Annotated in this window: 14 protein-coding genes; all 14 read left to right on the top strand. The window is 51.6% G+C overall.

Translation table 11 applies throughout. The features are described 5' to 3' along the window. Positions 1-36 precede the first annotated feature (36 nt). The 14 genes from asnC (at position 37) to glmU (ending at position 13,379) form a co-directional block, all read left to right on the top strand. Positions 37-498 (top strand): transcriptional regulator AsnC, encoded by a 462-nt coding sequence (gene asnC, locus ACPUC7_RS15520; RefSeq protein WP_007893613.1) that lies wholly within the window; start codon positions 37-39, stop codon positions 496-498. Positions 499-651: 153 nt separating this feature from the next. Further along, positions 652-1,092, top strand: coding sequence for an FMN-binding protein MioC (gene mioC, locus ACPUC7_RS15515; protein ID WP_494923588.1), 441 nt, complete (start codon positions 652-654; stop codon positions 1,090-1,092). A gap of 443 nt (positions 1,093-1,535) precedes the next feature. Beyond that, positions 1,536-3,425: a tRNA uridine-5-carboxymethylaminomethyl(34) synthesis enzyme MnmG gene (gene mnmG, locus ACPUC7_RS15510; RefSeq protein ID WP_343554373.1), complete on the top strand. Its 1,890-nt coding sequence runs from the start codon at positions 1,536-1,538 to the stop codon at positions 3,423-3,425. A gap of 47 nt (positions 3,426-3,472) precedes the next feature. Then, positions 3,473-4,090, top strand: coding sequence for a 16S rRNA (guanine(527)-N(7))-methyltransferase RsmG (rsmG, locus tag ACPUC7_RS15505; protein WP_494923587.1), 618 nt, complete (start codon positions 3,473-3,475; stop codon positions 4,088-4,090). A 713-nt stretch (positions 4,091-4,803) separates the two neighbouring features. Beyond that, positions 4,804-5,184 carry a F0F1 ATP synthase subunit I gene (gene atpI, locus ACPUC7_RS15500; RefSeq protein WP_494923586.1) on the top strand — a complete coding sequence of 127 codons (381 nt, stop codon included), beginning with the start codon at positions 4,804-4,806 and terminating at the stop codon, positions 5,182-5,184. 8 nt (positions 5,185-5,192) lie between these two features. Then, positions 5,193-6,011, top strand: a complete 819-nt coding sequence (atpB, locus tag ACPUC7_RS15495) for a F0F1 ATP synthase subunit A (protein WP_007893608.1) — start codon at positions 5,193-5,195, stop codon at positions 6,009-6,011. Positions 6,012-6,060: 49 nt separating this feature from the next. Further along, a complete protein-coding gene (atpE, locus tag ACPUC7_RS15490) occupies positions 6,061-6,300 on the top strand; it encodes a F0F1 ATP synthase subunit C (RefSeq protein WP_003849523.1) in 240 nt (79 codons plus the stop codon). Between the two features lie 107 nt (positions 6,301-6,407). Next, positions 6,408-6,878, top strand: coding sequence for a F0F1 ATP synthase subunit B (gene atpF, locus ACPUC7_RS15485; RefSeq protein WP_007893603.1), 471 nt, complete (start codon positions 6,408-6,410; stop codon positions 6,876-6,878). Between the two features lie 14 nt (positions 6,879-6,892). Next, on the top strand, positions 6,893-7,426 hold the full coding sequence (gene atpH, locus ACPUC7_RS15480) for a F0F1 ATP synthase subunit delta (protein WP_097095511.1): 534 nt from the start codon (positions 6,893-6,895) through the stop codon (positions 7,424-7,426). A gap of 14 nt (positions 7,427-7,440) precedes the next feature. Then, positions 7,441-8,982 (top strand): F0F1 ATP synthase subunit alpha, encoded by a 1,542-nt coding sequence (gene atpA, locus ACPUC7_RS15475; protein WP_494923585.1) that lies wholly within the window; start codon positions 7,441-7,443, stop codon positions 8,980-8,982. 52 nt (positions 8,983-9,034) lie between these two features. Then, the gene (gene atpG / locus ACPUC7_RS15470) at positions 9,035-9,901 is read left to right on the top strand and encodes a F0F1 ATP synthase subunit gamma (RefSeq protein ID WP_494923584.1); all 867 of its coding nucleotides are present in this window, start codon (positions 9,035-9,037) and stop codon (positions 9,899-9,901) included. A gap of 63 nt (positions 9,902-9,964) precedes the next feature. Beyond that, on the top strand, positions 9,965-11,362 hold the full coding sequence (gene atpD, locus ACPUC7_RS15465; RefSeq protein ID WP_343554505.1) for a F0F1 ATP synthase subunit beta: 1,398 nt from the start codon (positions 9,965-9,967) through the stop codon (positions 11,360-11,362). A 24-nt stretch (positions 11,363-11,386) separates the two neighbouring features. Then, positions 11,387-11,806, top strand: a complete 420-nt coding sequence (locus ACPUC7_RS15460) for a F0F1 ATP synthase subunit epsilon (RefSeq protein WP_008106717.1) — start codon at positions 11,387-11,389, stop codon at positions 11,804-11,806. A gap of 202 nt (positions 11,807-12,008) precedes the next feature. Continuing rightward, a complete protein-coding gene (glmU, locus tag ACPUC7_RS15455) occupies positions 12,009-13,379 on the top strand; it encodes a bifunctional UDP-N-acetylglucosamine diphosphorylase/glucosamine-1-phosphate N-acetyltransferase GlmU (RefSeq protein ID WP_494923583.1) in 1,371 nt (456 codons plus the stop codon). The last annotated feature ends 64 nt before the right edge of the window (positions 13,380-13,443 follow it).

The raw sequence follows: 13,443 nt of genomic DNA, 5'->3' as shown, positions 1-13,443 counted from the left end.
TTTATTCATAGAAGAAGAACTCAACGAGGATGGACAATGGCGGAACACCTTCAGCTGGATAACCTGGATCGCGGCATCCTTAATGCGCTGCTACAAAATGCGCGTACTGCTTACGCCGAGCTCGCCAAACAGTTCAATGTTAGCCCTGGCACGATTCATGTGCGCGTGGAAAAGATGCGTCAGGCCGGGATTATTTTGGGCACGCGCGTCGAGATCGACCCGCGCCAGCTTGGCTTCGATGTCTGCTGCTTTATCGGCATTATCCTCAAAAGCGCGCGCGATTATCCGGCGGCACTGAGCAAGCTGGAAGCGTTAGATGAAGTGGTTGAAGCCTGGTATACCACCGGCCATTACAGCATCTTTATCAAAGTGATGTGCCGATCGATCGACGCGCTGCAACAAGTGTTGATCAACAAGATCCAGACTATCGACGAAATCCAGTCCACCGAAACCCTGATCTCCCTGCAAAACCCGATCATGCGTACCATCAAGCCTTGATCCCCAGCTAACTGTGCACAAACTTATCCCCGGCAGATCGCGCGTACAACGTGACTTGCCGCCTGATGCTTTCTACTATTAACCCTGTTGTCCACAGGTGGATCACGGCTTGATCACAGCGTACAATGCTCGCCTTTAGTGCGGGAGAGCATCATGGCCGATATTACGTTAATCAGTGGAAGCACCCTTGGCAGCGCCGAGTATGTTGCCGAACATCTGGAAGAAAAATTACAGGAAGCAGGCTTCTCGACCGAGGTGCTGCATGGCCCAGAGCTGGATGAGCTGCAAACTGAAGGTATTTGGCTGATTGTTACCTCCACGCACGGTGCCGGTGAACTGCCCGACAATTTGCTTCCTTTATATGAAGCATTACAAGAGACACAACCGGACCTTTCCGGCCTGCGTTATGGTGCGGTTGGCATCGGCAATCACGAATATGATCTTTTCTGCGGCGCGATCAAGCTGCTGGAAGAACAATTGAACCAGTTGGGTGCAAAACGCATTGGTGATCGCCTGGAGATCGACGTGCTTGAGCATGAGATCCCAGAAGACGCGGCCGAAGTGTGGGTCGCAACGTGGAAAACGCAGATTTAAAACGATCTTAAGCGGTTGGGGATCGGGAATAAACGACGATCCCCAGTTTATTACGCTGTTTTTATCCGTTTATCACGCAATCAACTGTGGATAACATAGGCTTAATCTTGCGTATAACCGGTAGTTATCCAAAGAACAACGGTTGTTTCTTTTTTAGCCTGTGCATAAGTGTCACTTTTGATCCCAGCTTATACGGATCAGGATCACCGATCATTCACAACAAACGATCCTCTCTAATTCACTGTTAAATCATTGCTTTTCTGGGTTATCAACAGGCAGGCGCGATCCTAATAGTAGATCTAACAGAGAGATCATATAAAAGACTTAAGATCCTTTCTTTTAAAACCTCAGGATCCCGCGACTTTCGCCGCCGACAGAATTTCAGTAGAATCCACCGCCCAGGGCAACGATCCCTGTCCGAACATTCAACGAGGACCCACTTCATGTTTTATCCAGATCCTTTTGACGTCATCGTAATCGGTGGTGGTCATGCGGGCACAGAGGCCGCGATGGCCGCCGCTCGAATGGGTCAGCAAACCCTGTTACTCACCCATAACATTGATACGCTTGGGCAAATGTCCTGTAATCCGGCGATCGGTGGCATCGGGAAAGGACATCTGGTTAAGGAAGTGGATGCCTTAGGCGGTTTGATGGCCACGGCAATTGATCAGGCAGGTATCCAGTTTAGGATACTAAACGCCAGCAAAGGCCCAGCGGTTCGCGCTACACGTGCACAAGCTGACCGCGTGCTGTATCGCCAGGCCGTACGCACGGCACTGGAGAATCAGCCAAACCTGATGATCTTCCAGCAAGCGGTTGACGATCTGATTGTGGAAAACGATCGTGTGGTCGGTGCTGTGACGCAAATGGGACTGAAGTTCCGTGCCAAAACCGTGGTGCTGACCGTCGGGACATTCCTCGATGGCAAAATCCATATCGGCCTGGATAACTACAGCGGTGGCCGTGCAGGCGATCCGCCGTCCATCCCACTGGCTAAACGCCTGCGTGCACTGCCATTGCGTGTAAACCGTTTGAAAACCGGTACGCCACCGCGTATCGACGCACGCTCAATTGATTTTTCAGTGCTGACACCTCAGCACGGTGATAATCCGATGCCGGTGTTTTCGTTCATGGGCAACGTTGCACAGCATCCACAACAGGTGCCGTGCTGGATCACTTATACCAACGAACAAACTCACGATGTGATCCGTAATAACCTTGATCGCAGCCCGATGTATGCCGGGATCATCGAAGGGATCGGCCCGCGTTATTGCCCATCGATCGAAGACAAAGTGATGCGCTTTGCCGATCGTAACGCACATCAGATCTTCCTGGAGCCGGAAGGCTTAACCAGCAACGAGATCTATCCCAACGGCATCTCTACCAGTTTGCCATTTGATGTACAGATGCAGATCGTCCGTTCAATGAAAGGCCTGGAGAACGCCAAAATCGTGCGTCCTGGCTATGCCATTGAGTACGATTTCTTCGATCCGCGTGATTTGAAGCCAACGCTGGAAAGCAAATTTATTCACGGCTTGTTCTTTGCTGGGCAGATCAACGGCACCACCGGTTACGAAGAAGCGGCGGCGCAAGGTTTGCTGGCGGGTTTAAACGCCGCACGCGCATCCGCGGACAAAGAAGGCTGGGCGCCACGTCGCGATCAGGCTTATCTTGGTGTGCTGGTAGACGATCTCTGCACTTTGGGTACCAAAGAGCCGTACCGCATGTTTACCTCACGCGCGGAATATCGCTTGATGCTGCGCGAAGACAACGCCGATCTGCGTTTAACTGAAACTGGCCGTGAATTGGGCCTGGTGGATGATGCGCGTTGGGCACGCTACAACCAGAAACTGGAAGCGATTGAGCAAGAACGTCAACGTCTGCGCGATCTGTGGGTGCATCCAAAATCTGACAACGTCGCTGAAGTGAACGCGGTGATCAGTGCACCACTGACCAAAGAAGCCAGCGGTGAGGATCTGTTGCGTCGTCCTGAAATGACTTATCCATTGCTGACTTCACTTGCCAGCTACGGCCCAGCATTGCTTGATGAGCAAGCCGCTGAGCAGGTGGAAATTCAGGTGAAATACGAAGGTTATATTGCGCGTCAGCAGGAAGAAATTGATCGCCAGCAGCGCAATGAAAACACCTTGTTGCCGGTTGAGCTCGATTATCGTCAGGTGAATGGCTTGTCGAATGAAGTGATCGCCAAACTCAACGATCACAAACCGACTTCTATAGGCCAGGCATCGCGTATTTCTGGTATTACGCCAGCGGCGATCTCCATTTTGCTGATTTACCTGAAAAAACAAGGCCTGCTGCGTAAAAGCGCCTGATCGACTTCGGGGCGAGGCGACTCGCCCCCGTTAACGGAATTCTCCTCGTGATTAACAAACTCTCTTCGTTGCTAGATGCGGCAAACATTTCCCTTACCGATCAACAAAAACAACAGCTGGTTGGCTATGTTGAGCTGCTGCATAAGTGGAATAAGGCCTATAACCTGACGTCGGTTCGCGATCCGCAGCAGATGCTGGTGCGCCATATTCTCGATAGCGTGGTGGTTGAGCCGCATTTGCAGGGCGATCGCTTTATCGATGTGGGGACTGGACCGGGACTACCGGGAATTCCGCTGGCGATTGTACGTCCGCAATCCCATTTCACACTGCTGGATAGCCTCGGCAAACGCGTGCGATTCCTGCGTCAGGTACAGCATGAGTTAGGACTTACTAACGTCACTCCGGTGCAGAGCCGCGTGGAAGAGTTTCCTTCTGAGCCGCCTTTTGATGGTGTAATCAGCCGCGCTTTTGCGTCGCTGGAAGATATGTTGAACTGGTGCCATCATTTACCAGGTCGTGAAGGGCGTTTTTACGCATTGAAAGGTGTGCGTCCTGACGATGAAATTTCCGCCTTACCAGCGGGCTTTGCAGTGGAGAAAATTCAACCGTTGGTGGTGCCAGAGTTGGATGGTGATCGCCATCTGGTGATCATTACTCGCCAATAGCCCTCAAAACGGTATGGATTTGCGCCCGTTCATGCCGTTTGTCTTAGTGTTTTCGTTGCATGAAAAATCAGCAATCGAACACTTTCAGTCAAAAGCTTTTATTCCGCAGGGCAGGGTGAGCGAGTTAACATTGTTGCCGGAAATTATCCGAAAATTTCTGTTACATTTAACGATTAATTCACATTTCATTATCACTTAGATCACGATATTGCGTCTATTTCCCTGCCCAAATAATCACTGCTGAAAATATAACTCTGCAATAAGTTGGCGTGCGTAATATCAGTTTTACGTTTTTATTGCAGCGCATGATGTCAATAGAGTGTTTTCATCGAAAATTAGGCAGCTATGATTTTAGGATAATTATAATCTACTAATTTATAATCACTTTTGTCGGTTTTGAAATCTTACTTTTCATCACTTATACAAAATAAACCCGTCATTCATTGTTTATTATGTGATCTAAAGCACGCTTTAAAAGCAAGTTGAAAGGGCAATTTCAGACTTTCAGCGGAGCATTGCCAGAAGCCGATGTTTTGAAAAATAGCACTCTGGAAAGAAATTTAAATAATTGTTCACCTTTTCGCTACTTACCGATTGAAATCGCAGGTGGCGCCCGTATAATTTGCACGGCTTTTGCTGCTTGACTCAAATGAGTAAAGGCAGTCTTATACGACACGCGACATACCCCGTTCGGGGCAGGAGAGTTCAGCGTCATGTCAGTGTCTCTTTACAGTGTGAAATTAGCCCGGGCTGTGCTGATCATTCAGCTGGTGACCTTTGTCATCATCGGTGCGCTCTTTACCCTGAAAGAGGTCACCTGGGGCGCCTCCGCCATCGCCGGTGGAGTGGCAGCCTGGCTGCCGAATGTGTTGTTTATGTTTTTGGCCTGGCGCCTGCAGGATCAAACGCCTGCAAAAGGACGTGTTGCCTGGAGCTTCGCCCTTGGTGAAGTGTTGAAGGTGTTCATGACCGTCATTTTTCTCGCGGTGGCGTTGGGTGTGTTGGGAGCGGTCTTTTGGCCACTCGCCATCACGTGGTTATCGGTGCTGGTGGTGCAGATCGTCGCTCCGGCTGTAATTAACAACAAAGGGTAAGAGGCATCATGGCTGCTGGAGAAATCTCTACTCCGCAAGAATACATAGGTCACCACCTGAATAACCTTCAGTTGGACCTGCGTACTTTCGAGTTGGTGAATCCGCACGACGCTCCCGCGACGTTCTGGGTATTAAATATCGATTCCATGTTTTTCTCTGTGGTGCTGGGACTGATTTTCCTGGTGTTGTTCCGCAAAGTGGCCAAAAGTGCTACCAGCGGTGTTCCAGGGAAATTACAAGCGGCTATCGAACTGGTTGTCGGCTTCGTTGATAACAACGTACGCGACATGTACCACGGTAAAAGCAAACTTATCGCCCCGCTGGCTCTGACGATTTTCGTCTGGGTCTTCCTGATGAACTTCATGGATCTGCTGCCTATCGATTTGCTGCCGTTTATCGGCGAGCACTATCTTGGCCTGCCGGCGCTGCGCGTCGTGCCGTCTGCAGACGTGAACATCACGCTGTCTATGGCGCTGGGCGTATTTATTTTGATTCTGTTCTACAGCATCAAAATGAAAGGCATTGGCGGCTTCACCAAAGAGTTGACGCTGCAGCCTTTTAATCACCCGATCTTCATCCCCATTAACCTGATTCTTGAAGGTGTTAGCCTGCTGTCTAAACCTGTTTCACTGGGTCTGCGACTGTTCGGCAACATGTATGCGGGTGAGTTGATCTTTATCCTGATTGCCGGCTTGCTGCCGTGGTGGTCGCAGTGGTTGTTGAATGTGCCATGGGCCATTTTCCACATCCTGATCATTTCGCTGCAGGCTTTCATTTTCATGGTCCTCACGATCGTCTATCTGTCGATGGCATCTGAAGAACATTGATTTTTATCTCAACACTTAAGCTTTTAACTGAAACAAACTGGAGACTGTCATGGAAAACCTGAATATGGATCTGCTGTACATGGCTGCCGCTGTGATGATGGGCCTGGCGGCAATCGGTGCTGCGATCGGTATCGGCATCCTCGGAGGTAAATTCCTGGAAGGCGCAGCGCGTCAACCGGATCTGATCCCTCTGCTGCGTACGCAGTTCTTTGTTGTAATGGGTCTGGTGGATGCAATCCCGATGATCGCTGTAGGTCTGGGTCTCTACGTGATGTTTGCTGTCGCTTAAACCTGGTAGCCTTGTTCACTCATGGCACCTGGTGTGATGAGGGACGGATTCTGCCGTTTATCACTGATAGCGGCAGAGCAAGTTAACTTAATAAGAGGCATTGTGCTGTGAACATTAATGCAACAATCCTCGGCCAGGCCATCGCGTTCATTCTGTTTGTCGCGTTCTGCATGAAGTACGTATGGCCACCGATTATGGCTGCCATCGAAAAGCGCCAGAAAGAAATTGCTGAAGGCCTTGCTTCTGCTGAGCGCGCGAAGAAAGATTTAGATCTCGCGCAGGCCAATGCGACCGACCAGCTGAAAAAAGCGAAAGAAGACGCTCAGGTCATTATCGAGCAGGCGAACAAACGCCGTGCGCAGATTCTGGACGAAGCGAAAACTGAAGCTGAAACTGAACGCAACCGCATCGTGGCACAGGCGCAGGCAGAAATTGATGCCGAGCGTTCCCGTGCCCGTGAAGAGCTGCGTAAGCAAGTCGCGTTGCTGGCATTAGCTGGCGCCGAGAAAATCATCGAACGTTCCGTGGATGAAGCTGCTAACAGCGACATCGTTGATAAACTGGTCGCTGAACTGTAAGGAGGGAGGGGCTGATGTCTGATCTAATTACTGTAGCTCGCCCCTACGCCAAAGCAGCTTTTGACTTTGCTGTTGAGCATCAAAGCATCGATCGCTGGCAATCAATGCTGGCGTTTGCCGCAGAAGTGGCTCGCAACGAACAGATCGCAGATCTTCTTTCCGGTGCGCTCGCACCGGAAGCTTTGTCTGCTTCTTTCATTGCAGTTTGTGGCGATCAACTTGATGAAAACGCCCAGAACCTGATTAAGGTAATGGCCGAAAACGGACGTTTGACAGCGCTTCCAGCGGTACTGGAACAGTACATCCAACTGCGTGACGCTTATGAAGCGACTGCAGAAGTGGATGTGATTTCTGCCAGTACGCTGAGTGACAGTCAGCTGACTAAAATCAGCGCCGCGATGGAAAAACGTCTGTCACGTAAAGTTAAGCTGAATTGCAAAATTGATAAGTCTGTAATGGCAGGTGTGGTTATCCGTGCGGGTGACCTGGTCATTGATGGCAGCGTACGCGGCCGTCTTGATCGTCTGGCAGACGTCTTGCAGTCTTAAGGGGACTGGAGCATATGCAACTGAATTCCACCGAAATCAGCGAACTGATCAAGCAGCGCATTGCTCAGTTCAATGTCGTGAGTGAAGCTCACAACGAAGGTACTATTGTTTCTGTAAGTGACGGTATCATCCGCGTACACGGCCTGGCCGATGTGATGCAGGGTGAGATGATTGCCCTGCCGGGCAACCGTTACGCTATCGCACTGAACCTCGAGCGTGACTCGGTTGGTGCAGTAGTGATGGGCCCGTATGCTGACCTCGCGGAAGGCATGAAAGTAAAATGTACGGGTCGTATTTTAGAAGTTCCAGTTGGCCGCGGCCTGCTGGGCCGTGTGGTGAATACCCTGGGTGCACCGATCGACGGTAAAGGCGCAATCGAAAACGACGGCTTCTCGCCTGTTGAAATGATTGCACCGGGCGTTATCGACCGTCAGTCAGTAGATCAGCCTGTTCAGACCGGTTACAAATCTGTCGATGCGATGATTCCAATCGGCCGTGGCCAGCGTGAGCTGATCATCGGTGACCGTCAGACCGGTAAAACCGCAATGGCAATCGACGCCATCATCAACCAGCGCGATTCAGGCATCAAGTGTGTCTACGTGGCGATTGGTCAGAAAGCGTCAACCATTTCTAACGTGGTTCGCAAACTGGAAGAGCACGGCGCGCTGGCTAACACCATCGTGGTTGTCGCTTCTGCTTCTGAATCTGCTGCACTGCAGTACCTGTCACCGTACGCCGGTTGTGCGATGGGTGAGTACTTCCGTGACCGCGGTGAAGATGCACTGATCGTGTACGATGACCTGTCTAAGCAGGCTGTTGCTTACCGTCAGATTTCTCTGCTGCTGCGCCGTCCGCCAGGCCGTGAAGCATTCCCAGGCGACGTGTTCTATCTCCACTCTCGTCTGCTGGAGCGTGCATCACGCGTTAGCGCTGACTACGTTGAGCGCTTCACCAATGGTGAAGTGAAAGGCCAGACCGGTTCTCTGACCGCGCTGCCAATCATCGAAACTCAGGCGGGTGACGTTTCTGCGTTCGTTCCGACCAACGTAATCTCGATTACTGATGGTCAGATCTTCCTGGAATCTAACCTGTTCAACTCCGGTATTCGTCCAGCTGTTAACCCGGGTATCTCTGTATCCCGTGTTGGTGGTGCTGCACAGACTAAGATCATCAAGAAACTGTCTGGTGGTATTCGTACCGCACTGGCACAGTATCGTGAACTGGCTGCGTTCTCGCAGTTCGCTTCAGATCTGGACGAAGCAACGCGTAAACAGCTGAGCCACGGTCAGAAAGTGACCGAGCTGCTGAAACAGAAACAGTATGCGCCGATGTCAGTTGCGCAACAGGGTCTGGTGCTGTTTGCTGCTGAGCGCGGCTATCTGAACGACGTTGAACTGGCGAAAATCGGCAGCTTCGAAGCCGCTCTGCTGGCGTTCGCGGATCGCGATCACGCTGAGCTGATGGCTGAAATCAACCAAGCGGGTAACTTCAATAACGAAATCGAAGAGAAGCTGAAAGGCCTCCTCGAAACGTTTAAAGCAACCCAGTCCTGGTAATGTCTGGCGGCTTGTCTGAAAAGGCAGGCCGCAAGGCTTTGAGGAGAAGCTAATGGCCGGCGCAAAAGAAATACGTAGTAAGATCGGCAGCGTAAAAAATACGCAGAAGATCACCAAAGCGATGGAAATGGTCGCCGCCTCCAAAATGCGTAAAACGCAGGAACGCATGGCGGCCAGCCGTCCGTATGCAGATACCATGCGCAAAGTGATTGGTCACCTTGCACTGGGTAATCTGGAATACAAGCACCCTTACCTGGATGAGCGTGACGTTAAGCGCGTCGGCTACCTGGTCGTTTCGACTGACCGCGGGCTTTGTGGTGGTTTGAACATTAACCTGTTCAAAAAATTGCTGGCAGAAATGAAAAGCTGGTCTGATAAAGGCGTACAGAGCGATCTGGCCGTTATCGGTTCCAAAGGCAATTCATTCTTCGGCTCTGTTGGTGGCAACATTGTGGCTCAGGTCACCGGTATGGGCGATAAGCCTGCACTGTCTGATTTGATCGGCCCGGTAAAAGTGATGTTGCAGGCCTACGATGAAGGTCGCATCGACAAGCTGTATATCGTTGCCAACAAGTTTAATAACACCATGTCTCAGACTCCGACCATTACCCAACTGCTGCCGTTACCGCCAGCGGAAGGTGAAGAAGAGATGAAGGCGAAGACCTGGGATTACCTGTACGAACCCGATCCGAAAGCGCTGCTGGATACCCTGCTGCGCCGTTATGTCGAATCGCAGGTTTATCAGGGTGTGGTGGAAAACCTGGCCAGTGAACAGGCCGCTCGTATGGTTGCAATGAAAGCAGCAACCGATAACGGCGGAAACCTGATCAAAGAGCTGCAGTTGGTTTACAACAAAGCTCGTCAGGCCAGCATCACCCAGGAACTTACCGAGATCGTCTCGGGAGCCTCCGCGGTTTAACCAGGCATATATCTTGTCGCGTGAGCGCGGCGGGGTATTTTCGTATTAGGTAGAGGATTCAAGATGGCAGCTGGAAAGATTGTCCAGATTATCGGCGCCGTAGTTGACGTCGAATTCCCTCAGGACGCGGTACCGCAGGTATACAGCGCTCTCGAGGTGAACAATGGTGATGCTCGTCTGGTGCTGGAAGTTCAGCAGCAGCTGGGTGGTGGCGTGGTTCGTACCATCGCCATGGGTACTTCTGATGGCCTGAAGCGCGGCCTGGAAGTTACCGACCTGAAAAAACCTATCCAGGTACCGGTTGGTAAAGCAACCCTCGGCCGTATCATGAACGTATTGGGTGAACCAATCGACATGAAAGGCGACCTGCAGAATGAAGATGGCACCACAGTAGAGGTTTCCTCTATTCACCGTGCAGCACCTTCTTATGAAGATCAGTCTAACTCGCAGGAACTGCTGGAGACCGGCATCAAGGTTATCGACCTGATGTGTCCGTTCGCTAAGGGCGGTAAAGTGGGTCTGTTCGGTGGTGCGGGTGTTGGTAAAACTGTAAACATGATGGAGCTGATCCGTAACATCGCGGCTGAGCACTCAGGTTATTCAGTATTTGCTGGTGTAGGTGAGCGTACTCGTGAGGGTAACGACTTCTACCACGAAATGACTGACTCCAACGTTATCGATAAAGTAGCGCTGGTGTATGGTCAGATGAACGAGCCGCCGGGTAACCGTCTGCGCGTAGCACTGACTGGCTTGACCATGGCGGAAAAATTCCGTGATGAAGGCCGTGACGTTCTGCTGTTCATCGATAACATCTATCGTTACACCCTGGCCGGTACTGAAGTATCAGCACTGCTGGGTCGTATGCCATCTGCGGTAGGTTATCAGCCTACGCTGGCAGAAGAGATGGGTGTGTTGCAGGAGCGTATTACCTCCACCAAGACCGGTTCAATCACCTCTGTACAGGCCGTTTACGTTCCTGCGGATGACTTGACTGACCCGTCACCAGCAACCACCTTTGCTCACTTGGACTCAACCGTTACGCTGAGCCGTCAGATCGCCTCTCTGGGTATCTACCCAGCCGTTGACCCGCTGGATTCTACCAGCCGTCAGCTGGATCCACTGATCGTGGGTCAGGAGCACTATGACGTTGCGCGTGGCGTGCAGTCTCTGCTGCAGCGTTACCAGGAACTGAAAGACATCATCGCCATCCTTGGTATGGACGAGCTGTCTGAAGAAGACAAACTGTTGGTGGCACGTGCGCGTAAGATTCAGCGCTTCCTGTCTCAGCCGTTCTTCGTTGCTGAAGTCTTCACCGGTTCTCCAGGTAAATACGTGACCCTGAAAGACACCATCCGTGGCTTCAAAGGCATCATGGAAGGCGAATTTGACCACCTGCCAGAGCAGGCGTTCTACATGGTCGGCGCTATCGAAGAAGCCGTAGAAAAAGCGAAGAAACTGTAATAACGGTTTCCCAGGAGGAATGGTATGGCTATGACTTATCATCTGGACGTGGTCAGCGCAGAGCAACAAATGTTCTCTGGTCTGGTGGAGCGTATCCAGGTGTCAGGTAGTGAAGGTGAGCTGGGTATTCGTCCTGGTCACGCCCCACTGCTGACAGCCATCAAGCCTGGTATGATTCATATCGTTAAACAGCACGGCGAAGAGGAGTTTATTTACCTCTCTGGCGGCGTGCTGGAAGTTCAGCCTGGCAGCACCACCGTTCTGGCCGACACCGCGATTCGCGGCGAAGACCTGGACGAAGCGCGCGCGCTGGAAGCGAAACGTAAAGCAGAAGAGCACATGAACAGCAGCCACGGCGACGTGGACTATGCTCAGGCCTCTGCGGAACTGGCGAAAGCTATCGCGAAACTGCGTGTAATCGAGCTGACCAAAAAAGCGATGTAATCAGGCTTTATGCGTCACGAAATGCCAGCCCATTGGGCTGGCATTTTTTTTGCCTCAAACCCGCCCCTTTTATGTAAGGTCGCCATTTATGGTGACCGCTCAATCCCCATCCCTCTATCCCGCTAATTTCGATTCGAGAAAAATGTAGTAATCTCAGGGCTAAACCTTACACTTTCGAAAGTTAAATTGAGTCTGGATAGTTATGTCTACAAACGCGATGAGTGTGGTGATCCTGGCGGCTGGCAAAGGCACCCGAATGTATTCCGATCTGCCCAAAGTTCTGCACACCCTTGCAGGTAAGCCGATGGTTCAGCATGTGATTGATGCCGCAACTGGCTTGGGCGCCCAGCAAATCCACCTGGTTTATGGTCACGGCGGCGATTTACTGAAATCGACGTTGGCGAATAATGCACTTAATTGGGTTTTACAGGCAGAACAGCTCGGAACTGGCCACGCGATGCAGCAGGCTGTCCCTTTCTTTGCCGATGACGAAGATATTCTGATGCTGTACGGCGATGTGCCGCTGATCTCGCAAGACAGCTTACAGCGTCTGCGTGCAGCCAAACCGGCGGGCGGCATTGGTTTGCTCACCGTGGTACTGGAAAACCCAACCGGTTATGGCCGCATTGTGCGCGAAAACGGCACCGTGACCGGCATTGTCGAACAGAAAGATGCCTCAGCAGAACAGCTAAAAATCCCAGAAATTAACACTGGCATCCTGGTGGCTAACGGCGGCGATCTCAAACGCTGGTTGGCACAGCTCAATAACAATAATGCGCAGGGCGAATTCTATATCACCGACATCATCGCTATGGCGCACCACGAAGGCCGCGTGATTAATGCGGTGCATCCTGCACGTATCAGCGAAACCGATGGCGTCAACAATCGCCTGCAACTGGCGACGCTTGAGCGCGTTTACCAAAGCGAGCAGGCCGAAAAGCTGTTGCTGGCAGGCGTGATGCTGCGCGATCCGGCGCGTTTCGATCTGCGTGGCAGCTTGCAACACGGTCGTGATGTTGAGATCGATACCAACGTAATCATTGAAGGCAACGTGACGCTCGGTAACCGTGTGAAAATCGGTGCTGGCTGCATCATTAAAAACAGCGTGATTGGTGATGACTGCGAAATCAGCCCCTATTCGGTGATTGAAGATGCCAGCTTAGCGGCGGCCTGTACCGTTGGGCCGTTTGCCCGCTTACGTCCGGGCAGCGAGTTGGCGGAAGAAGCGCACGTGGGCAATTTTGTCGAAATGAAGAAGGCCACGCTCGGCAAAGGCTCGAAAGCCGGCCATCTTTCTTATCTTGGCGATGCGGAAATTGGCGCGGGCGTGAATATCGGCGCAGGCACTATTACCTGCAATTACGATGGTGCCAATAAATCCAAAACCATCATCGGCGACAACGTGTTTGTCGGCTCCGATACGCAATTGGTCGCGCCTGTAACCGTAGCAAGTGGCGCAACCATCGCCGCAGGCACCACGGTGATGAAAGATGTCACCGCCGCCGATTTGGTCTACAACCGCAAAGAACAGAACCAAAAATCTGGCTGGCAGCGCCCAACCAAGAAAAAATAATTTTAAGGGCTGACAAAGATCGGCCCGTTAGCAGTGCCATAAGAAAATATCCCCACTCTCTACA

This window comes from Pantoea sp. CFCC18179 (assembly GCF_059412405.1).
Note: the sequence above shows the minus strand (reverse complement) of the source record. Positions and strands in the feature narration are given on the sequence as shown.